Below are 21,382 nucleotides of genomic sequence, written 5' to 3'. Positions count from 1 at the left end.
CATGAGGGAAGGCATACGGTTGATACTGGAACAAACACAATATTTCGGTCTTGTGCTCAGCATAGGCGCCTATCTGTTTGCCTGCTGGCTTAAGAATAAAACAAAACTGGCTATCCTGAATCCTCTTCTGGTGTCGGCAGCCCTGATTATTGCCTGCATTCTGGGAGTAGGAATGGATTATGAAACATATAATAAAGGTGCATCCTATCTCAGCTGGCTCCTTACGCCGGCCACGGTCTGTCTGGCAATCCCATTGTATAAGCAGCTGCATCTGCTGAAGAAACATGCTGACGCCGTGGCGGTGGGCATCACATCGGGGGTGGTCACCAGTGCGGTGAGTATTTTCCTCATGTGCAAGGTGCTGGGTATGGCCCATGTCCACTACGTGACACTGCTTCCCAAGTCCATTACCACGGCCATCGGAATGGGTATCAGCGAGGAAGCAGGAGGCATCGTAACACTGACGGTCATGAGCATCATACTTACAGGGGTGTTAGGCAATATGGCCGGGGAGACCGTGTTAAAGCTTTTAAAGGTCCGCCATCCCGTTGCCAAGGGCCTGGCCATGGGAACCAGCGCCCATGCGGTGGGGACGGCCAAGGCCCTGGAGATGGGAGAAATCGAGGGCGCCATGAGCAGTCTCTCCATTGCGGTGGCAGGGCTGATGACGGTTATTGTGGTTCCTCTGGCAGCGAATTTAATTTAGCGTGTAATTTAAAATAATGTATATTTAATTGAGCGCCCATTTAATATTGTATTGGAAGGAGTGTGTTCTGCATGAAAAAACGAAGCGAAGCAGATAGTAAGTATACCTGGAAACTGGAGGATATGGTGGCGGAGGACAGCCAGTGGGAACAGATGTTTAAAGAGGCTTCCGGGGAAATAAGCGAATATGCTTCCTACAAGGGAAGACTGGCCGGGTCCGCGGATACCCTGTATGCCTGCCTCTTGTTCGACGACAAGCTTTCCCAGAAGATAGAGCGTCTGTATGTCTATGCCAGGATGCGTTCCGACGAGGATACCACCGTGCAGAGATACCAGGATATGTTTTCCAGGGCCCAGACGCTGTCCTACCGGGCAGCTGAGAACAGCTCCTTCCTGGTGCCGGAAATTCTGTCCATGGACCGGGAGCTTCTGGAACAGTATATGGCGGCGGATAACGGCATAGGCCATTTTAAACGGGCGCTGGAAATCATTCTTGCCAGGCGGGATCACACCCTGTCCGGCGAGATGGAAGAGCTTCTGGCCCAGTCCTATGACGCCACCCAGGGCGCCAGCCAGATTTTTACCATGTTCAACAATGCGGATGTGAAGTTCCCCGTTATCACGGGGGAGAGTGGGGAGGGAATCCAGATTACCCACGGCAATTACATTTCCCTGATGGAGAACCAGGACCGCAGGATACGCAAGGATGCATTCGAGGGGTTATACAGTGTGTATGAACAGTTTTCCAATACTCTGGCAGCTGCATTTTCCTCCAATGTGAAGCAGGCCGTATTCTACGCAAAGGCAAAGAAGTATGCCTCCAGCCGGGAGTATTACCTGGCTGACAACGAGGTTCCTGAGCTGGTCTACGACAATCTGGTGAAGGCAGTGCGGGAAAATATCGTGAAGCTTCATGAATACACCCGGGTACGGAAGGATGTGCTGGGAGTGGATGAGCTTCACATGTATGACCTTTATGTACCCATGGTGGCAGCGGCTGACCGCCGTTACACCTATGAGGAGGCAAAGTCCATTGTGCTGGAGGGCCTGGCTCCGCTGGGAGAGGAATATCTGTCCTTGTTAAAGCAGGGATTTGACAGCCGGTGGATTGATGTCTATGAAAATGAAGGCAAGCGCAGCGGCGCTTATTCCTGGGGGACCTACGGCAGCCATCCCTATGTGCTGCTGAATTTCCATGGCACCCTTAACGATGTGTTTACCCTGGCCCATGAGATGGGACATTCCATCCATACCTGGTATTCCGACAGGAACCAGCCGTTTACCTATGCCGGGTATAAGATATTTGTGGCAGAGGTGGCATCCACCTGCAACGAGGCGCTTCTGATACGCCATCTCCTTAAGAAGGCAGGCAGCAGGGAGGAAAAGGCATATCTGCTGAATCATTTCCTGGAGAGCTTTAGGGGAACCCTGTTCCGTCAGACCATGTTTGCGGAGTTTGAGGATATGGCCCATAAAAAGGCGGCCAGAGGGGAGAGCCTGACGGCTGAGAGTCTGTGCAGTATCTACCGCCAGCTGAATGCAGACTATTTCGGGCCGGCCATGACAGTGGACCGCCAGATTGATTATGAGTGGGAGAGGATTCCCCATTTCTATACACCTTTTTATGTATATCAGTATGCCACGGGATTCTCAGCAGCCGTGGCCATCAGCAGCCGCATTATGAGCGGGGAACCAGGCGCGCTGGAAGGGTATAAGAAGTTCTTAAGCGGAGGCTGCTCCATGAAGCCAATCGATCTTCTGAAGCTCTGCGGTGTGGATATGTCCACCACCCGGCCGGTGGATGAAGCCCTTGGTTTCTTCGGGGAGCTGATTGAGGAATTTAAGAAGTGTATCCATACAAATGAATGATTGAGGGAAGAACATGAATCAGAGTGCAGCAAAAAGCCGTGAACAGGGAAAGCAGATAAAAAAGCGGATTGACTTGACGGAAGGGAGTCCGGGGCGCCGCCTTCTCCTGTTTGCCCTTCCCATGATTCTGGGAAACCTGTTCCAGCAGTTTTACAACATGGCGGACTCCATGATTGTGGGCAATTTTGTGGGCGAGGACGCGTTGGCGGCTGTAGGTGCTTCCTATGCCCTGACCAATGTGTTTATTATGATAGCCATAGGGGGAGGAAACGGCGCGTCGGTTTTGACATCCCAGTATCTGGGAGCCAGGCAGCACGGAAAAATGAAAACCTCCATTTCCACGGCCCTGATCACCTTCCTCTTTGTGAGCATTCTGCTGGGGAGCGCGGGATTATACCTGAACGGCCTCATACTGGAGTCTCTTAAGACACCGGCCAATATCATGGGCCAGGCAAAGCTGTACCTTGGAATTTACTTCCTGGGAATGCCTTTCCTGTTTATGTACAATGTTCTTGCCGCCATATTCAATGCCATGGGGGATTCCAGGACGCCTCTGTACCTTCTCATATTTTCATCCATCCTGAACGTGGTTCTGGACATTATATCTGTCACATGGCTGGGGATGGGGGTGGACGGTGTGGCCATTGCCACTGTCATGGCCCAGGGAGTATCCGCCCTGATATCCTTCGGCATCCTGATGAAAAAATTAAGGGGATATGAGCAGGAGGACGGGGATAGTTTCAGGCTCTACGACAGCAGCATGTTAAAGGCAGGGACCAGAATTGCGGTGCCGTCCATTCTCCAGCAGTCCATTGTATCCATCGGAATGCTGCTGGTCCAGTCCGTGGTCAATGGGTTTGGCTCCGCTGCCCTGGCCGGTTACTCAGCGGGAAGCAGAATTGAGTCCATCTGCGTGGTGCCCATGATTGCAACAGGCAACGCCGTAGCCACCTTCACGGCCCAGAACATCGGCGCCGGGAAGATGGAGCGGGTGAAGGAGGGGTACAGGGCCAGCTACGGCATTGTAGCCGGTTTCTCCGCCATCATAGCCGTGATAGTGGTGCTTCTTAACGGCCCGATCATAACCTCCTTCCTGGGAGACGGCATGAGCCGGGAAGCCTATGGGGCGGGCACGGGATACCTGTCCTTTATCGCCTACTTCTTTGTGTTCATCGGTATGAAGGCGTGTACGGACGGAGTTCTGCGAGGCTCCGGGGATGTGCTGGTATTTACCATTGCCAATCTGGTGAATCTGACCATACGTGTCTACGCAGCCTTTCATTTTGCTCCCATATGGGGTGTGGCAGCCGTGTGGTACGCGGTCCCCATGGGCTGGATTGCCAATTATGTCATATCCTTCAGCCGTTACCTCACAGGAAAATGGAGGGATAAAAAGGTTATATAAGGAAGCGGAAGGGCTGCATCACAAAGCCCACCACCTTCCAGGCCGCCCTTTTATACGCCGGGACATCTGCAATGGTCAGATGTTCCGGTATTTCATATGTTCCGTCCGGCAGGAGACGTCGGCAGTCCTTCTGGTAGGAGACCATGTATTCTTCCAGCTGGGCTGTCAGCTCCGGGCTCTGGATGACCAGCATAAGCTCTGTGTCCAGATAGGTGCTGCGCAAATCGAAATTGTAGGAGCCCACGGCGCACAGCTCATCGTCAATGACAAGGGATTTGCCATGATAAGAGAGACCGCCGTCATATTCCAGAATCTCCATGCCCGTATCCCCAAATGCGTCCCTGTGCATGGGATAATCGCTGGAGGCAAAAAAATTGTCGCCGTTTTCAACTGAATTAATCATCATGGTCACCGGCACCCGAGCCGTGATTTCCTTCATGGTATCGTACATATAGTCATTGAATACAGCATAGGGAGTGTGGATCAGCACACTCCTTTTTGCGTCCTTCATAAGAACAGACATGGTGTGAAAGACCACGGGTTCCTTTCCGTAGATGCCGGTGGGGTTGGACACCAGGGTGATTTTCCCCGTGGGAACCGTGTTGGAACCGTAATACTCCAGGGCCTTTGACTGATTGGCGGTCAGGGATAAGGCCGGGAACAGGGGGGGAGCGGTATCCGGGGCGTCCGGGATATCCGGGGCGGCGGGGTAATCGTCATCGTTGATACTTGAATCCATGGGCAGGGCCGGACAGCCGGGCTGGCCGGGCGCGGCGGTGCAGCTGGCAGAATCCTCCTCACTGTCAAACAGATCCGGATATTGGATGGCCAGGACCTTATACCGCTCCCTCAGCATGGCCGCCGCGTTCCGGACAGAGGTCCTGTCACCGGTCTTTTCGCTGTCATGGAACAGGGAGGACACATCCAGATTCCATACCTGCTCAAAGTAATCTTCCACCTGATACAGAGAGCTGTCCTTTCCCCTGTCTGTGCCGTGGGCTGTATTGTAGACCAGGACTTCGCGGTCATGGCTTCTGGAATCCGTGGGATAGGAACCGATGAAATAATCAAAGGTATTCCGGCCGCCCAGTATATATCCATAATCATCCACAATCACATACTTGTCATGCATCCTTCCCTGGGTTTTCCACGGAAGCAGGGGATTCATTTTGTTGTAAATCTTGATTTCAATGTTCGGATGGCTGGAGAGGGCATAAAAAAGCTTGCTGGGCTCCATGCGCACCAGGCCGGAGAAACCGTCCACCAGTATCTTTATGCTGACTCCCTGGTCCGCCTTGTGGAGCATGACTGCCATCAGATCCCTGGGGCTCTCGCCATCCCTGAAATCAAAGGTGGACAGTATAATCCGTTCCCTGGCCAGGTTCATGAGGCGCATCCGTTCATCCCAGGCGCTCTGATTGGTTTCCAGTATCATGGCGCGGTCCCGGCTGTCTCCCTCCTGATAGAAGTTCTCAGCCGATACCGTATCTTGTGTTTCCTGGGAAATTGGCTTATAGTGATAGAAGGGAGCTGTGGCTCCAATCACCAGATACATCAGTATCAGGAAAAAGAGTGAGAGGACAGGGTGCTTTTTAATCCATGTAATACACCTGCATATCATAAGAAACTCCTTTTATGTGCATACTTTTAGTACTGCGGATAGCGGGCGCCGTGTGCACAAGGACCTGCGATACGCTGTACCAGTGATAATATAGGTACTATACTAAGAAAAACAGGGAAAGTCAATTCATAGAACAGGAGGACAGGACATGGCGCAGACGCTTTACTATAACGGCACCATTCTTACCATGGAGGACAGGTGCCCCCAGGTGGAAGCCGTGCTGACAGAAGACGGAAGAATCCTGGAGACAGGAACATGGGAAAAGGTAAAGGAAAGAGCAGGGGATAAGGCCCGCAGGCTGGATCTTCAGGGAAGGGTGATGATGCCGGGCTTTATAGATTCCCACAGCCATTTTACGGCCTGCGCCAGCCACACAATGGAAGTGGACCTGGGCGGGGCGGGCAGTTTTGAGGACATGATAACATGCATCCGGCAATACATTGAAGATAAGAAGATTCCAGAGGGAAAATGGGTCACTGCGTCCGGATATGACCACAACCGCCTGAAGGAACACAGCCACCCCCGCAGGAAGGTCCTGGACCAGGCAGCGCCTCAGAATCCATTGATACTGAAACACCAGTCAGGCCACATGGGGGTGTTTAACACCATGGCTCTCAACCTTCTGGGTGTGACCGGACAGACACAGGCGCCTCAGGGAGGCGTCATAGAAATGGAGGGCGGGCTTCCCACCGGATATATGGAGGAAAATGCATTTTTGGGCTTCCAGGGACGCATCCCCATGCCGTCGGCAGAAGATTTCCTGACTGCCTACGGCCGCGCCCAGGAGCTCTATGCTTCCTATGGAATCACCACGGTCCAGGAGGGACTGATGGCAAGCCAGCTGGTGCCGCTGTACCAGATGCTGCTGAAATCAGGACTTTTAAAGCTGGATTTAATTTCCTTTATGGATATACGGGACAGCGATGCTGCACGGACGGCATTTGAAAGCCATATAAAGAACTATAAGGGGCATATGAAGATAGGCGGGTACAAAATGTTCCTGGATGGATCGCCCCAGGGAAGGACGGCATGGATGCGTACGCCCTATCTGCCGGAAACACCGGATGCAGAGGAAAAGGCACAGGCGGATGCATTTCCCCGGACCCGGGCAACAAAAGAGGATTACTGCGGTTATAATACCCTGGAGGACAGCCAGGTAAAGGAAAATATTTTAAAGGCAGAGCTGGAAGACATGCAGCTTCTGGCCCATTGCAACGGTGACAGGGCGGCAGAGCAGTACATGGATATGCTGGAGGCAGTTTACAGGGAACTGGGGAGCGGGAACAGCAGGAAGCCTGGTTTTTACAGGGGCGATATCCGTCCGGTAATGATTCATGCCCAGCTTCTGGGGCTGGATCAGCTGGAACGGGTAAAGAGACTGGAAATCATTCCCTCCTTTTTCCTGGCCCATGTATACCACTGGGGGGACATCCACGTCCGCAATTTTGGTCAGGAGCGGGCGGGACGCATCAGCCCGGCTGCATCGGCCCTGAAGGAGGGCATCTGTTTCACCCTGCACCAGGACAGCCCGGTTATTATGCCGGACATGATGGAGACTCTGTGGTGCGCCGTAAACCGGCGTTCCAGGGAGGGTAAGGTGCTGGGACCGGAGGAGCGCATTCCGGTGCGGGATGCGCTTAAGGCAGTGACGGTCAACGGGGCATACCAGTATTTTGAAGAAAATGAGAAGGGAACCGTCACGCCCGGGAAAAAGGCGGATTTTGTGGTGCTGGAACAGAATCCTCTGGAAACAGGGGCAGATGAGATACGAAATATCAGGGTGCTGGCAACCATCAAGGAGGACCGGCTTTTGTGGAAAGCATAGGATGAAAGAAAGAATATAAAAGAACTAAAAAGGACACAGCCGGGATGGGGGATTCACGGCTGTGTCCGTTATTAGGGATAATATATATAAAAGGAGTTGGGCATTCAATGATGATTACAGAATATCAATATACTTGGGTGTTTCCTCCACCTTGGGCGCATCCTTTGGCACCTGAAGCCTCAGTATGCCGTTTTCAAAACCAGCCTTGATATCTTCCTGGCGAATCTGCTCGCCTACAAAGAAGGTTCTCTTACATGAACTGGTATAGCGCTCCTTGTGAATCAGGGTGCCCTTGTCATCCTTGCCCTCGCTGGACTTGGTTATATCAGCGCTGACAGTCAGATATCCGTCCTTAAGCTCTGCCCTGATATCCTCTTTCTTGAATCCGGGAAGTTCAATCTCTAAAATATAGTTTCCATCCTTCTCCATGATGTCGGTACGCATCACCGGAAGCTTCTTGGCCTCCTCACCCTTTTCGGAGGCGCTGGTAAAGAATGGGTCATTGAAAAAGTCATCAAATAAATTAAGTCCGTAGTTTCTTCTTGGTATTAACATCATCGTTATATCCTCCTCGCTCATAGAACTGTTTGGTTTCATTTGCTTTATGCTTGTATTATAGCACGATTGTTAGCACTGTCAAGAGGTGAGTGCTAATAAAATTATAAAAAAAGTATGAAGTATATTAAGAGAGCATTTGCAGCCTGTACGCAGCATATCCTGCGGCCTTCAGAGAAAAAACATAGAACCGTAAGCAGGGATTAAAGTAAAACGTGGAAGGATATGGTAAAGTAATCATAAGGTTTCCGCATATCTGCGGCAGGGAGGGGAATATGATGAAACATTTGATGCAAATGATAACGAAAAGGAAAAGGAAGTATCTGGGAGCTGGGCTGCTTCTGACAGCCATATTTTTATCTGCGCTCACATCCGGGTGTGCTTTAAATGGCCTTCATAAGGGCACCCAGGATCTTACCCGGAATATACCCAAGGAAGAAGTGGAGACAGTGGATATGATGGAGCCATCCTATGAATCTGTAAATCCACGGAAGGAACTTACAGAATTTTCTCTGGAACTTCTGAGTGAAAACCTGTCCCATGGCAATTGCCTGATTTCGCCTCTTTCCATTGTCTCCGCCCTGGGAATGACTGCAAATGGAGCGGAGGGCAACACGCGGGCGCAGATGGAACAGATGATGCATACGGATACGGCTGTCCTGAATGATTATCTGAAGGCATACACAGATTATATGCCCAACAGCGAGGCCTGCCAGGTCAACATAGCGAATTCCATATGGTTCAGGGACAGGGACAGCCTGGCTATAAATGAGGATTTTCTTAAAACCAGCCGGAATTATTACGATGCATCTATATTTGAGGCTCCCTTTGACGCGGGCACAAGGGATGACATCAACAGCTGGGTAAAGAAGGAAACCAACGGCATGATTCAGAAACTGCTGGAAGAGGCGCCGCCCCGGGACGCGGTTATGTATTTGGTCAATGCGCTGTCCTTTGACGGGGAATGGCGGGATATCTATAAAAAGAACCAGATACATAAAGGAACATTTAACGCGGAAAACGGGGAACACCAGTCCGCGGAGTTCATGTATTCCACAGAAGCAGTCTATCTTGAAAATACATTGGGGAGGGGATTCCTAAAACCATATGGGGACGGCGCCTATGCATTTGCCGCGGTCCTGCCTGATGAGGGTATGACGATGAAGGAGTTTCTGGAGAGGTTAAAGGAAAATGGGATTACAGATCTTCTTGAACAGACCCGTAATAAAACCGTCTGTGTCAGATTGCCAAAATTTACAGTGGAATACAATGTGGTTCTCAACGAGTCCCTGACGGAATCCGGAATGAAAGATGCATTTGACAGCCAAAAAGCGGATTTTTCCTCCATGGCCCATTCAGATAATGATAATATTTATATAAGCAAAGTGATTCACAAGACTAAAATTGATGTGGACGAAAAAGGGACAAAAGCAGGGGCAGTGACGGCAGTTGAGGTATCGGAGGGCAGTGCCGTTCAAACAGAGGAACCAAAGGAGGTTTTTCTTGACAGACCGTTTTTCTATATGATTATAGATACCAGACAGAACTTTCCTCTTTTTATGGGCTGTCTGATGCAGCTGGAATAAAACGGATTTTCCCAAAACGGATTTCCCCAAAATTGATTTCCCCAAAATTGATTTCCCCAAACCGGATTCTGTGCATTCTATGGAATTGCTGCCTGCGGGCTTGAAAAAAAGTGAAGGATTGTATAAGATATATCGTAAGGCTTGTTTTAAATATAATTTGACCTTATGAGAAGACGAGGAAAACCACATGAAATCACAGATTACCATGAAGGATATGGCACAGCATTTTAATGTGTCCCTTAATACAATCCATAAAGCGATTTATGGAAAGCCCGGGGTGAGTGAAGCTACCAGAAAAAAAATAGTATCCTATGCGGAAAAAAATGGTTACAGGCTGAACGCCATGGCATCCATGCTGAAACGGAAAAATATGAAAATTGCAGTATGCCTGCCCAAACTGGATCAGGACAGCAAGTATTTCTACAGCTATATATGGCAGGGATACAGAATGTACCTGGCGGAACAGAGCGAGTTTAACCTGGAGATTCAGGAGCTGGCCTATGAAAAGGGAGAACTTTCCCGGACACTGGAAGCATTATGTGAAAAGGTGAAGGCAGGGGAGGAGTTAGACGGACTTCTGACGGTTCCGCCGGGAGACGAAAAGGGAATCTGTGCAGTCAGATACTTTACAGATAAAGGGCTGCCTGTGGTTTTTGTGACCGAAGACCAGGACCGGTGCGGCCATTTAGGAACCGTGGTGGGGGATTATTACGCGGCAGGCCAGCTCATGGCGGAACAGGCCTGCAATATCCTGGCCAGGGGCCGGCGCATTCTCCTGATGACAGGTGACCCCTATAAGGATTCCCATTATCTGGTGGCAAAAGGGTTTCACGAATATATGCGGCAGGAGAAGAAGGAGTATGCTGTTGAGGATTTATACGGCTATTATGAATTAGACCATCTGGATAAAAACGTGCTGGATATTTTGAAGGAAAATCCCCCGGATCTGATTTGCTGCGTGTTTTCCAGAGGCAGCGCTGTCCTGTACAGGGCATTAAAGAAAAGCGGGATGGCAGGCAGGATTCCCGTCATTGCAAGCGATGTATTTGATGAGACGGTGAGGGCCTTAAAGGAAGGAACCTTTACCAATCTGGTGTTCAAGGACCCCTGTAAGCAGTCATATCTTGCCATCAAGATGCTTTATGAGTACCTGCTCATGGATAAGGAACCAGCGGAAAAGGTACGCAGGGTGGAAATAGTACTGATATTTAAGAGCAACGTAAACTACTTCTGGGAAAATATTAAGGACATGCAGTATACGCGGACATAAACCGCGGACTTAACTGGCTGAAGCCGGAAAACAAAAAGACAGGGGCAGCGTTTCCTTCATAAATGCTGCCCCTGTCCTGGTCAAAGCTGCCGTTTAGTATTTACTTCCGTCCGGGTAAACGGGAATTGGATCCATCTGTCTTGGAACATCCTGCATCACCATGGGGGCGCTTCCCATATCCTTTAACTTAAACTGGCTGATTAACCCCTTAAGAATCTGTGCCTGTCCGGATAACTCCTCGCTGGCTGCTGCTGATTCCTCCGCGGTGGCTGAATTGGTCTGCACCACATTGGAGATCTGGTCTATCCCCTGGGTTATCTGGCTGATGGAGGATGCCTGCTCCTCAGATGCCCTGGAAATCTGGTCTATGGTTCTGGTTACCTTCTGGGCGCCTTCCACGCTCTCTAACAGAGTGTGGGCTGTCTCGTCTGCAATCTTAGTGCCCTTTTCCACTGCCAGAATGGAGCTCTCTATCAGCGCCGCCGTATTCTTGGATGCTTCCGCTGACTTGCTGGCAAGATTACGCACCTCATCCGCAACCACTGCAAAGCCCTTTCCTGCTTCTCCTGCGCGGGCCGCCTCCACCGCTGCGTTGAGCGCCAGTATGTTGGTCTGGAAGGCAATATCCTCAATTGTCTTGATAATCTTTCCGATCTCGCTGGAGGAGGAGCTGATTTCCTTCATCGCTTCAATCATGGTCTGCATCTGCTGGTTGCTCTCCGTCATCTTTAGCCCCACATCATCTGCCAGCTTGTTGACATTGTGCGCATTCTCCGCGTTAGACTTCACCTGGTTGGAGATTTCATTGATCGTGGCGGCCAGCTCCTCCACTGAGGAGGCCTGTTCCGTGGCTCCCTGGGAAAGGGCCTGGGAACCGGACGCAACCTGGTCACTGCCGGATGCCACCTGGTCCGCAGACTGGTTAATCTGTCCCAATACAGATGAAAGCTTGTCAATGATCTGATACATGGATGTTGCCAGCTGTGCAAATTCGCCTACATAAAGCTCTTTGGCCTTAGAATCCACACTGAAATCCCCATTACCCAGAGCCGACAGCCCCATTCCCATATCCTGTATAATCCCCTTAAAATTATGGGTCAGGGTCCTCATGCTCTCAGAGAGGCTGCCCAGTTCATCCTCTGAAACGTAGCTGATCGACACCTCAAGATCTCCCGCAGACATCTTTTTAGCTGCTTCCTCAATCTCGCTGATTGGCCTGGTGAGGGCTTTTGTGATATAAATGGCAAGTGTGACCGTCAGTGCCAGAGCCAATGCAGCTATGGTGATCAGAAATACCAGGGCAGAGGTCTGGGCCTTGGCGGACTGAGAATAGTCCTCGGCCGCGATCGCAGTGGTATCAGAATCAGCTTTGTTCATTAAATTCATAAATTCCAGCATTAATGGCTGGTATTTAGTAAAAAGCAGGTCAGCCGCTTCTGTATTCTTATTCTGTCCTGCCAGGTCAAGAATCTCTATCCGGTATGGCTTTGCCTCTTCCAGAATTTTCTGGGCCTGGTCAAGCACCGCCTTATCACCTCTGAAATTCTGCCGTAAATAGTCGAATCCCGGAGACAATGTATTAAATTGTTCATTGGCCTGGGTAATATAATTCTGTGTTTCAGCAGCATCATCCGTAAGCATGCTGATTGCTATACACTTTAAGCCTGTCTGGGTAGCACGGCACATATCGGTTGTCTTATTGGAAACCGGGTATCCCACTGTGTAGAAATCTCCAAAATTCTTACCGGAGTTGCTCAGACTCATAATTGATACCATAAGTGAAATTAAAAAAAGTATAATGATAACTCCAAATGTAACAATTAATTTTTTTCCAATTTTTAAATTCTTCATAAAATTCATAAATCGACTCTCCTTAGTAATCATGCCCCGGTGATTGGGGGCATGGCAGTCTATGCATTCTGCAAATCATCTGTTTGTATGGCTGCTCTGTTACTCCTTCCGGTCTCAGCCATTCATCGCTGATTATACTCTCCCACTCAACAGCATGGTTGACTATAAAAATAGTTTGCATATTTCCCCCTTTTACATCATTTTTAGCAGAACCGTGGGAACAATTTACCGGCCTGAACCATGGCTGGACAAGATTGCCGGTATTTATTCCCCGCCCTGTGTGAGTGTACCAAACCAGCACACAAGGTATATGCTATATATCGGCATGAAAAGCTAAATTATAAATGATTTATTTTATTCAATGGCGTTCTACCGATGGATTCTTTCTCATAAAGATTAAAAAACCACCTATCCAGCTTTTTCCAGGAGAATGTCCCATGAACAATATTCAATATAATATCCGCGCAAACCCGGATTCTTTTCCGGTTGCGCACTCAAACTGGTATCCTCCCGTTGCTGTTCTGGAAAAGAACCAGCAATACGCCCAGATCCTTATGGCGGATTTAGCCTCAACCGCCAGCGAAATGACCACGGTACACCAGTATCTGTATCAATCCTGGACCATCAATGATCGTCATCAAAACATCCGCCGTGTCATTCAACGCATAGCCATCGTTGAACAGCACCACTTTTCCATAATCGGACAGCTCATTCACCTTCTTGGAGGCCAGCCCGAATGCCGTTCGTCCAGGCCCAATTCCTATTGGTGCGGGAATATGGTAAGTTACAGCTGTGAACTCCCTGCAATATTGTCTGATAATGCCCGGTCAGAACAGTTTGCAGCTCAGGCATACGCGGCCCAATCAAAAGAAATCAAAGACCCTCATGTTTCTAAAATGCTTGCAAGGTTATCATTAGACGAAAAACTGCATTATAAAATTTTTAGTGATTATCTGTCTCAAATTGAATGAACCTATCCGCCGTCCCAGGTTTTGATGGGGCGGTTTATTTAAATGGATTTCCTGCATCTAAATCAAAAAAGGGGATGGTGCAAAATCAGGTAACCAATCTGGTTTTGCACCATCCCCTTTTTTGTCGTTTTTTGCGGAATAAGGGAAACGTTACTTCTCGGAAATGCGAAGAGGATAAACGGGACGGCGGAAAAGATAATATGAAAAAATGTTAAGCATATGTTAATAAAATGATAAAATAGCAAAAAAATACCGAAAAATTATGCAAAATAACAATAAAGTCAACCTCCGCATCTTGACACCGGCAGAATAATATAGTAAGATGAAAATATGGTAAGGGAAACGTTTCACTAAAATGTATCAGGAGGTTTATTATGAAGACAAAAAAGGCGTATTCGTTGGCACTGGCAGCTGTCATGGCATCATCCGTACTGTGGGGGTGCGGTTCTTCCTCAACTGACCCGGGGACTGGGGCGGCTGAAGCTTCAGACAGCGGGACAAAGGAGGCCGGGGGAGGGCAGACCCTGCGGGTGACTGTTCAGGCGTGGATGATGGGGAAATATGATTTTGAGAGGATTGCAAAGGAATTTGAGGAAGAGAATCCGGGCGTAAAAGTAGTCTATAACCAGGTGGACAATGTGGACGTGACCTCCAGCATGCTGGAGTGGTCCCAGGGAAAGACAAACTGCGATTTAGCCTTGGGCGGCGACCGCTCTGAGACGGTTCCGTACGCTGCCAATGATTATGTGGTGGAGTTTACGGACGAGAACTTCTTTAACGGGGATTTTACCAAGGATAAGTTCATCGAGTCATTTCTGGAAAGCGGAAATGCTGACGGAGTACAGTACATGATTCCGCTGCTGGGAGAAGTCTTGGGATGCGTGGTAAATATACCGATGATGCAGGAGGCCGGCTACGTGGCAGAGGACCAGACTGTCACTGCCCCGTCAGACTGGAATGAGATGTACGAATATGCAAAGAACCTGACAAAGGACGGACAGACCGGCCTGGCGATTGACTGGGGCAACAACATGGCGGTAAAGGCCTACGACGCATGCGTCATGGGAGCCAACGGAAACTTGTACGAGTCAGACGGAAATACATTGAACTTCACGGCCGGGCCCGTCAAAAACATGCTCCAGGTATGGCAGGATTTAGTAAAGGACGGCTATACCACCACGGATGTATTCGCGGATGCCGATGCAAACAGGACAAATTTCAAGGCCGGAAGGGTAGCCATGCACATTGCCCCGGCTTCCAGATGGATTGAGGCAGGGGAGCTTCTGGGGGCAGAGAATGTAGGCGTTATGCCCATACCGGGCACAGATACCCATGGTTCTGTTTCCTACATACATGGCGCCGTTATTCCCAAGGCATCTGAAAACCAGGAGCTGGCCATTAAATTCATCAAGGATAAGCTTTTGCAGGAACAGTTCCAGGCTGATTCCATGAATTCCTACGGCAAGATGTCACCCATGAAGGCCCATTACGAGAAACTGGATAATCCATATTGGCCAACCGTACTTGATTTCACAGAAAAAGCAACGACGCCTCCTCTGTACAAGGACTACACAAAGCTGGATACCAACATGCAGATAGAGCTTCAGAAGATGCTGTCAGGCGGTTCCACGGTTGATGAGTTTTCTGCCAATATGAGTAAGTTCATGACGACCATTGACCTGAGCACTGGTATGAACAAATAAAACCAGCCGGCAGGGCCGGTTCAATGACAGTCTTTGCATTGGCCGGTTTTCCTGCCGCTATCATAGAAATAGGATGAGGTGGAATATGGGGAATAAAAAAAGTGTGGGCGTGCAGCTGAAAAAGATGATACCCGGCTATGCGTTTGCAGCTCCGGGGGTTATATTTGTGGCTGTTTACATGGGGTATCCGCTGTTACGCTCGCTTTACCTGAGCTTTACCAATTACAATTTTGCCTTTGACAAGAAGCCGGTATTCGCAGGTCTTTCCAACTTTGCAAAGATGTTTTCCGATGCATATTTTATGGATTCCCTGAGAAATACCGTGGTATTTTCGCTGCTGTTTTTCCCGTCCATCATGATTATTTCCCTGATAATCGCCATGCTTTTAGACAAGGGCGTCAGGGGATCGGGAATCTTTCGCACCTGCGTATTTGTATCCATGGTGGTGCCGCTTTCCCTGACCGGCATTATTTTCCAGTGGATTTTAAACAACCAGTATGGCCTTCTCAACAGCGTGCTCAGGGAAATGCTGCACCTGGACACATGGGCCCACAACTGGCTGGGAGAAGGAAAATGGGCCATGTTTTCCATCGTAATTGTCAGCTTATGGAAAAATATGGGAATGCTTGTTATTTTCTTTATGGCAGGCCTTGCAGGAATCCCATCGGATATCATCGAATCCGCCAAGATTGACGGGGCCAATGCATTCCAGAGGATTTTCAGGATTATTCTGCCTAATCTGAAGGAAAGCTATGTAATCTGCGGCCTGTGGGCCATTATCCAGTCCGTGAAGGTGTTTGAACAGCCCTTCGTCATGACAAACGGCGGGCCGGGCACATCCACTCTGGTTCTATACCAGTACACATGGATGAACGCGTTTAAATATTACGAGATGGGCTATGCGTCTGCCATCGGTTATTTTATGGGGGCGGTTATCCTGATCTTGTCATGTATCAATCTTTACATCAACAGGACAAAGGATGAGGATGAAGTGAAACGGAAAAAGACCGGAAAAAGGAGGAACAGGGCATGAGTATTAAGAAAAACGCCGGCAGCATAGCCGTGTTTATATTGCTGTTCGTCATATCCTTTATTTTCATTATTCCCTTCATATGGACGATGCTCACCTCGCTAAAGCCGGATGAAGAGATATATTCGTCAGTCCTTACCTTTCTTCCTGTAAATCCCTATCTGGGCCACTATACGGGTATTTTTACAAAACTGGGCAACTTCTTTAAATATTTTTCCAATTCCGTTGTGGTATCCTTTTGGAGCGTGCTGTTCAACGTGCTTTTCGCAGCCACCCTGGGATATTCCTTTTCCAAGTTTCAGTATTGGGGAAGGGACCTGTTCCTTGGATTTGTTCTGCTAATCATCACCCTGCCCTATGTTATTTACCTGATACCGATTTACATTATGCAGTCGCGTTTTGACCTGATTGATACCAGGCTTGGCCTCATACTTCCGTATATTGCAACCAACCTGCCCATGTCCGTATTCATCATGAGAGGACAGTTTAACGGCGTTCCCAACGAGATGATGGAAGCAGCCAGAATTGACGGGGCAGGCCAGTGGCAGACCTTCAGCCGTGTGATGCTGCCCATCGTGAAGCCCGGAATCGCCACGGTCATCATCATGACATTTATCTCGGTGTGGGGAGAGTTTACATACGCCAGAACCCTGTGCACCACGGCAAAATCCCAGACCCTTGCAGTAGGCATCACCTTTCTGCGGGATGAGGCTGCTTCGTGGCAGTACGGTACCCTGACAGCAACCATTATCCTGTCCCTGATTCCTGTGCTGGCAATCTTTTTGTCCATGCAGAAATATTTTATCAAGGGAATCATGGCAGGAGCAGTGAAAGGATAGGAGACAGCTTATGAAAATCGTAAAATTTGAAACCTGGTGGGTTAAACGAAATAAGTGCCTGTTTGATGAAAAACGCAAGGGCAAGAGCAGTATGGATTGGGATGTGGTGGTGCTTAAGCTGACAACGGATAACGGATACGAGGGAATCGCAACAGCCCTGGCAGCGCGGTCAGGCCGGGTGACGGAAAGCTATCTGCACGATAATATTGCTCCGGTGGTTCTGGGTGCCTCTCCCTATGACAGGGAAAAAATATGGCATGAGCTGTGGAACATTGACCGGCACCTGACCTTTTTTCCTGTATATCTGCCGGGCCCGGTGGATGTGGCTCTGTGGGATATCTGCGCCAAGGCAGCAGGACTTCCGCTCTATCAATACATAGGCGCCTACCGCCGGTCTCTGCCTGTATATGCCAGCGGGCTGTTCCATGAGGACCCGCAGGAGTATGTGCGGGAGGCCCTCTATTACAAATCCAGGGGAGTCAACTGTTATAAAGCCCATCCCTCCGGTCCCTGTGAGCTGGATATGGAAATCCACGAGAATATACGCAAGGCAGTGGGACCGGATATGAAGCTCATGAGCGACCCTGTGGCGGAATATACACTGGAAGAAGCAGTCAGGGTGGGAAGGCACCTGGAGAAGCTGGGGTATGAATGGCTGGAGGAACCCTTCCGGGATTTTGAACTGAACAAATATACCCAGCTGTGTGCCGCCCTGGATATTCCCATTGCCGCCACGGAGACTACCAGGGGATGTCACTGGGGGGTGGCGCAGGTCATCAACCAGAAGGCGGCGGATATTGTCAGGGCCGATGTGTCATGGAAATGCGGGGTTACGGGAACTTTGAAAATAGCACACCTGGCAGAAAGCTTCGGAATGCAGTGCGAGATTCATACCACGACCATGAATTACATGGACCTGGTAAACCTTCACGTTTCCTGCGCCATACGCAATTGCAGATATTTTGAGTATTTTGTGCCGGAAGAGGATTTCATGTTCCCCATGAAGGGACTTCTTCCCATTGATGAGAAAGGGATAATTACAGTTCCTGACAAGCCGGGAATCGGCGGAGAACTGGACTGGGAGCTGATTGAACGAAATTGTGTTTCCCATCAGATGGAGGTGTCGGAATGATGGAATTGGCGGGTAAGACGGGAATTATTACAGGCGGATCCAGCGGACTTGGGTTTGCCGCGGCCAATGTTCTGGCTGAGGCAGGGGCAGTGGTGTATGCTGTCAGCCGGAGCGGCAGGCCGAAGCTGGAAGGGGAGACCAGCCATGAAAATGTGATTCATCTGGCGGCGGATGTAAGCGATTATAAGGAGATGGGGGAACTAACAGAGAGAATCGGCCGTGAACACGGCATTGATTTTCTGGTAAACAACGCGGGAATCACGGTAAAGAGCCTGGCGCAGGATGTTTCGGACGCAGATTTTGAGAAGGTGCTCCAGGTAAACGTAAGCAGTGTGTTTAAGCTGTGCACCTTGTGCTACCCCTATTTAAGACAGTCTCCCAACAGGGGCAGAATCGTGAACATCACTTCCATGGCAGCCCATCTGGGGTTTTCGGAGGTGGTGCCCTACTGTACCAGCAAGGGAGCTGTGCTGTCCATGACAAGGGGGCTGGCGGTGGAATGGGCCCAGGATGGTATCAATGTAAACTCGGTTGCACCCGGATGGTTTCCCTCGGAGATGAGCCGCAAGGTCATGGACGAAGAGAGGAAGCAGAAAATACTGGCCAGAATGCCGGTGCACTGTTTCGGCAATCCCAGGGATATCGGCGCCATGGTAAAGTTCCTGGTGTCAGATGAATCAGAGTATATAACCGGACAGGACTTCGCCGTGGACGGCGGGGCTTTAAGCTTCGGTTATTAGCAGAGGAGGTAATGTCATGAAATTGTGGAATGATGAAAATGAAAAATTCGCCCTGATGAGGGAGAAGCTCTATACACCCGTGGTGGGCGACATACTGGACGAACTGGGATATTATCACCAGTTTCTGCCCCAGGATATCCGGCCTCTGCGCGAGGATATGAAGCTGGCGGGAAAGGCCATGACCGTGCTGATGACAGATGTGTACGGACCGCAGAAAAAGCCCTTTGGGCTTCTGACGGAGGCGCTGGACCAGCTGAAGGAAAATGAGATATATATTGCTGCGGGCGGAACCAAACGGTGCGCCTACTGGGGGGAGCTTCTGACTGCAGCGGCCAGAACCAGGAAGGCGTCCGGCGCCGTGGTGAACGGGTGGCACAGGGATACGCCCCAGGTGCTGTCCCAGAACTGGCCGGTATTTTCCTGCGGCTGTTATGCCCAGGATTCCAGCGTCCGCACTCAGGTGGTGGATTTTAGGTGCGACATTGAGATAGGACAGGTAAGGATTCATGACGGGGATTTGATTTTCGGTGATGTGGACGGAGTGCTGGTCATTCCCAGGGAAGCAGCGGATGAGGTACTTATAAAGGCCCTTAAAAAGGCTGCCGGGGAAAAGACAGTGAGAAAGGCCATCGAGGACGGTATGAGCGCCACGGATGCATTTGCGAAATTCGGTATTTTGTAGAGGAGGGACGACGGGCCGGATGGATGGAACAATGGAAATAATACAAAGGGCATTTCAGATTGAACAAAAAGACAATGTGGCCACTGCCCTGGAGGAGCTCATCCCCGGTGCGCTAAGGCTTCTAGGCGATGGATGCATGAGGGAAGCCGAGGCTGTTCAGAAGATACCAAAAGGCCATAAAATCGCTCTCCAAAACATAAGGGCCGGGGAGGATGTCATAAAATACGGGGTGCGCATTGCCAGGGCATCAAAGGACATAAGGGCCGGGGAATGGGTCCATCTTCACAATATCCGCAGCGTGTACGATGAGCGCTCCAGCCACCTGGACGTGATGACCGGAGCGCCCAAGGATACCAGATATGAGTAGGAGGCAGGCGATGGATAACCTTAAAAGGGAATATAGCTGGATGGGCTATGTGAGGAAGAACGGCGCAATGGGAATACGCAATAAGGTGCTGGTCATCTACACCGTGGAGTGCGCTTCTTTTGTGGCCAGGGAAATCGTAAGACTTGCAGGGGACCCGGAGACAGAGGTGGTCGGATTTTCGGGCTGTACGGATAATGAATATGCGGTGCGCCTTCTGATTGCCCTGATACGCCATCCCAATGTGGGCGCTGTGCTGACCGTTGGGCTGGGGTGCGAGTATGTGCAGCCGGAATGGCTGGCGGACATAGCCGGGAAGGAGGGAAAGGAAGCCGCCTGGATGTTCATTCAGCAGGAGGGCGGAACCAGAAAGACCATAGAGAAGGGCCTGGCTGTTGTGGGGCTGATGCGGGAACGGCTTAAGGATACCAAAAGAAAACCCATGGGAATCCGGGATTTAATCATAGGGGCAGAGTGCGGAGGGTCTGATTACACCAGCGGGCTGGCCGGAAATGTGGTGGTGGGACGGTTTTTCGACCGGCTGACCGATTTGGGAGGAACGGCCATTTTTGAGGAAATCGTGGAGGCCATAGGCCTTAAGGAGATGCTGGTGGGGCGCGCTGCAAATGAAAGGGCCAGGCAGGAGATTGGGGATACATATGATAAGGCCCTGGAGTACTGCAAATCCGTGCGCCAGTATTCGGTCAGCCCGGGTAATTTTGCGGGAGGGCTGTCCACCATTGAAGAAAAAAGCATGGGAGCCCTCATAAAAAGCGGAAGCAGACCCATTGAGGGAGTTCTTAAGGTGGGGGTTAAGCCGCCTCATCCTGGTCTGTGGCTGTTGGATTCCACGCCGGATCCATACTGGATGCAGTTTGGAATCACCAATCCCAATGACAGCGAAGGGCTGATGGATTTGGCTGCATGCCACAGCCATATTGTATTTCTGGTAACAGGCAGGGGAAATGTGGTGGGATCCGCTGTGGTTCCCTGTATTAAAATCACGGGAAACTCTGCTACCTACAGGGCCATGGAGGAGGATATGGACTTTGACGCCGGGCCGGTGCTGGAGGGGCGCTGCTCTCAGGATGAGATGGCACAAAGGCTTCTCAAAATGGCGGCAGAGGTGGCTTCCGGCACAAAGAGCAAAAGCGAGGCGCTGGGCCACAAAGAGTATTTTATACCGTATAAATATCAGGACAGGGACGCAACGAAAAAATGCAGGGAGGCATAG

The 21,382-nt window shown here is 50.1% G+C and carries 18 protein-coding genes; 15 read left to right on the top strand and 3 right to left on the bottom strand.

Features of this window, described 5'->3' with window-relative positions; all coding sequences use genetic code 11:
* Position 1: 1 nt before the first annotated feature.
* The 3 genes from CGC65_RS19510 (at position 2) to CGC65_RS19500 (ending at position 3,979) form a co-directional block, all read left to right on the top strand.
* Positions 2-706 (top strand): LrgB family protein, encoded by a 705-nt coding sequence (locus tag CGC65_RS19510; protein ID WP_002565070.1) that lies wholly within the window; start codon positions 2-4, stop codon positions 704-706.
* Between the two features lie 71 nt (positions 707-777).
* On the top strand, positions 778-2,574 hold the full coding sequence (gene pepF / locus CGC65_RS19505; RefSeq protein WP_002565069.1) for an oligoendopeptidase F: 1,797 nt from the start codon (positions 778-780) through the stop codon (positions 2,572-2,574).
* 13 nt (positions 2,575-2,587) lie between these two features.
* The gene (locus CGC65_RS19500; RefSeq protein WP_002565068.1) at positions 2,588-3,979 is read left to right on the top strand and encodes an MATE family efflux transporter; all 1,392 of its coding nucleotides are present in this window, start codon (positions 2,588-2,590) and stop codon (positions 3,977-3,979) included.
* On the opposite strand, the gene CGC65_RS19495 is transcribed toward CGC65_RS19500, so the two are convergent.
* The gene (locus tag CGC65_RS19495; RefSeq protein WP_002565067.1) at positions 3,972-5,600 is read right to left on the bottom strand and encodes a phospholipase D family protein; all 1,629 of its coding nucleotides are present in this window, start codon (positions 5,598-5,600) and stop codon (positions 3,972-3,974) included. The genes CGC65_RS19500 and CGC65_RS19495 overlap by 8 nt on opposite strands.
* Positions 5,601-5,748: 148 nt before the next feature.
* Here CGC65_RS19495 and CGC65_RS19490 point away from each other — a divergent pair, with 148 nt between their 5' ends.
* Positions 5,749-7,425 carry an amidohydrolase gene (locus CGC65_RS19490; RefSeq protein ID WP_002565066.1) on the top strand — a complete coding sequence of 559 codons (1,677 nt, stop codon included), beginning with the start codon at positions 5,749-5,751 and terminating at the stop codon, positions 7,423-7,425.
* A 114-nt stretch (positions 7,426-7,539) separates the two neighbouring features.
* Here CGC65_RS19490 and CGC65_RS19485 read toward each other — a convergent pair whose 3' ends face one another.
* Positions 7,540-7,983, bottom strand: coding sequence for an Hsp20/alpha crystallin family protein (locus tag CGC65_RS19485; RefSeq protein WP_002565065.1), 444 nt, complete (start codon positions 7,981-7,983; stop codon positions 7,540-7,542).
* Between the two features lie 272 nt (positions 7,984-8,255).
* On the opposite strand from CGC65_RS19485, the gene CGC65_RS19480 reads away from it, so the two are divergent.
* Together CGC65_RS19480 and CGC65_RS19475 are read left to right on the top strand one after the other, a co-directional pair.
* Complete coding sequence (locus CGC65_RS19480; RefSeq protein ID WP_002565064.1) at positions 8,256-9,566, top strand: serpin family protein; 1,311 nt, start codon at positions 8,256-8,258, stop codon at positions 9,564-9,566.
* A 187-nt stretch (positions 9,567-9,753) separates the two neighbouring features.
* Positions 9,754-10,836: a substrate-binding domain-containing protein gene (locus tag CGC65_RS19475; protein WP_002565063.1), complete on the top strand. Its 1,083-nt coding sequence runs from the start codon at positions 9,754-9,756 to the stop codon at positions 10,834-10,836.
* Positions 10,837-10,929: 93 nt separating this feature from the next.
* Here CGC65_RS19475 and CGC65_RS19470 read toward each other — a convergent pair whose 3' ends face one another.
* Positions 10,930-12,696, bottom strand: coding sequence for a methyl-accepting chemotaxis protein (locus tag CGC65_RS19470; protein ID WP_002565062.1), 1,767 nt, complete (start codon positions 12,694-12,696; stop codon positions 10,930-10,932).
* Between the two features lie 428 nt (positions 12,697-13,124).
* Between CGC65_RS19470 and CGC65_RS19465 the strand changes: the two genes are divergently transcribed.
* The 9 genes from CGC65_RS19465 (at position 13,125) to CGC65_RS19425 (ending at position 21,382) form a co-directional block, all read left to right on the top strand.
* Positions 13,125-13,658 carry a ferritin-like domain-containing protein gene (locus tag CGC65_RS19465; protein WP_002565061.1) on the top strand — a complete coding sequence of 178 codons (534 nt, stop codon included), beginning with the start codon at positions 13,125-13,127 and terminating at the stop codon, positions 13,656-13,658.
* Between the two features lie 374 nt (positions 13,659-14,032).
* Positions 14,033-15,361, top strand: a complete 1,329-nt coding sequence (locus CGC65_RS19460; RefSeq protein WP_002565060.1) for an ABC transporter substrate-binding protein — start codon at positions 14,033-14,035, stop codon at positions 15,359-15,361.
* Between the two features lie 85 nt (positions 15,362-15,446).
* Positions 15,447-16,394, top strand: a complete 948-nt coding sequence (locus CGC65_RS19455; RefSeq protein WP_002565059.1) for a carbohydrate ABC transporter permease — start codon at positions 15,447-15,449, stop codon at positions 16,392-16,394.
* The gene (locus CGC65_RS19450) at positions 16,391-17,230 is read left to right on the top strand and encodes a carbohydrate ABC transporter permease (protein WP_002565058.1); all 840 of its coding nucleotides are present in this window, start codon (positions 16,391-16,393) and stop codon (positions 17,228-17,230) included. Before CGC65_RS19455 ends, CGC65_RS19450 begins: the two co-directional genes overlap by 4 nt.
* A gap of 10 nt (positions 17,231-17,240) precedes the next feature.
* Positions 17,241-18,362, top strand: a complete 1,122-nt coding sequence (locus CGC65_RS19445; RefSeq protein WP_002565057.1) for an enolase C-terminal domain-like protein — start codon at positions 17,241-17,243, stop codon at positions 18,360-18,362.
* Positions 18,359-19,102, top strand: a complete 744-nt coding sequence (locus CGC65_RS19440) for an SDR family NAD(P)-dependent oxidoreductase (RefSeq protein WP_002565056.1) — start codon at positions 18,359-18,361, stop codon at positions 19,100-19,102. Before CGC65_RS19445 ends, CGC65_RS19440 begins: the two co-directional genes overlap by 4 nt.
* Before the next feature lie 16 nt (positions 19,103-19,118).
* Positions 19,119-19,784, top strand: a complete 666-nt coding sequence (locus CGC65_RS19435; protein ID WP_002565055.1) for an RraA family protein — start codon at positions 19,119-19,121, stop codon at positions 19,782-19,784.
* A gap of 19 nt (positions 19,785-19,803) precedes the next feature.
* Positions 19,804-20,151: a UxaA family hydrolase gene (locus tag CGC65_RS19430; protein WP_002565054.1), complete on the top strand. Its 348-nt coding sequence runs from the start codon at positions 19,804-19,806 to the stop codon at positions 20,149-20,151.
* A gap of 10 nt (positions 20,152-20,161) precedes the next feature.
* Complete coding sequence (locus CGC65_RS19425) at positions 20,162-21,382, top strand: UxaA family hydrolase (RefSeq protein ID WP_002565053.1); 1,221 nt, start codon at positions 20,162-20,164, stop codon at positions 21,380-21,382.

Source organism: Enterocloster bolteae, assembly GCF_002234575.2.
Lineage (GTDB): Bacteria > Bacillota > Clostridia > Lachnospirales > Lachnospiraceae > Enterocloster > Enterocloster bolteae.
This window is presented reverse-complemented; position numbering and strand designations above follow the sequence as displayed.

Excerpts from the sequence above, each read along its gene's own strand:
- CGC65_RS19480 (WP_002565064.1), top strand. The coding sequence starts at position 8,256 with ATGATGAAACATTTGATGCAAATGATAACGAAAAGGAAAAGGAAGTAT.
- CGC65_RS19485 (WP_002565065.1), bottom strand. The coding sequence starts at position 7,983 with ATGATGTTAATACCAAGAAGAAACTACGGACTTAATTTATTTGATGAC.
- CGC65_RS19510 (WP_002565070.1), top strand. The coding sequence starts at position 2 with ATGAGGGAAGGCATACGGTTGATACTGGAACAAACACAATATTTCGGT.
- CGC65_RS19455 (WP_002565059.1), top strand. The coding sequence starts at position 15,447 with ATGGGGAATAAAAAAAGTGTGGGCGTGCAGCTGAAAAAGATGATACCC.
- CGC65_RS19425 (WP_002565053.1), top strand. The coding sequence starts at position 20,162 with ATGGATAACCTTAAAAGGGAATATAGCTGGATGGGCTATGTGAGGAAG.
- CGC65_RS19450 (WP_002565058.1), top strand. The coding sequence starts at position 16,391 with ATGAGTATTAAGAAAAACGCCGGCAGCATAGCCGTGTTTATATTGCTG.
- CGC65_RS19465 (WP_002565061.1), top strand. The coding sequence starts at position 13,125 with ATGAACAATATTCAATATAATATCCGCGCAAACCCGGATTCTTTTCCG.
- CGC65_RS19440 (WP_002565056.1), top strand. The coding sequence starts at position 18,359 with ATGATGGAATTGGCGGGTAAGACGGGAATTATTACAGGCGGATCCAGC.
- CGC65_RS19445 (WP_002565057.1), top strand. The coding sequence starts at position 17,241 with ATGAAAATCGTAAAATTTGAAACCTGGTGGGTTAAACGAAATAAGTGC.
- CGC65_RS19495 (WP_002565067.1), bottom strand. The coding sequence starts at position 5,600 with ATGATATGCAGGTGTATTACATGGATTAAAAAGCACCCTGTCCTCTCA.
- CGC65_RS19500 (WP_002565068.1), top strand. The coding sequence starts at position 2,588 with ATGAATCAGAGTGCAGCAAAAAGCCGTGAACAGGGAAAGCAGATAAAA.
- CGC65_RS19475 (WP_002565063.1), top strand. The coding sequence starts at position 9,754 with ATGAAATCACAGATTACCATGAAGGATATGGCACAGCATTTTAATGTG.
- CGC65_RS19470 (WP_002565062.1), bottom strand. The coding sequence starts at position 12,696 with ATGAATTTTATGAAGAATTTAAAAATTGGAAAAAAATTAATTGTTACA.
- pepF (WP_002565069.1), top strand. The coding sequence starts at position 778 with ATGAAAAAACGAAGCGAAGCAGATAGTAAGTATACCTGGAAACTGGAG.
- CGC65_RS19460 (WP_002565060.1), top strand. The coding sequence starts at position 14,033 with ATGAAGACAAAAAAGGCGTATTCGTTGGCACTGGCAGCTGTCATGGCA.
- CGC65_RS19490 (WP_002565066.1), top strand. The coding sequence starts at position 5,749 with ATGGCGCAGACGCTTTACTATAACGGCACCATTCTTACCATGGAGGAC.
- CGC65_RS19435 (WP_002565055.1), top strand. The coding sequence starts at position 19,119 with ATGAAATTGTGGAATGATGAAAATGAAAAATTCGCCCTGATGAGGGAG.
- CGC65_RS19430 (WP_002565054.1), top strand. The coding sequence starts at position 19,804 with ATGGATGGAACAATGGAAATAATACAAAGGGCATTTCAGATTGAACAA.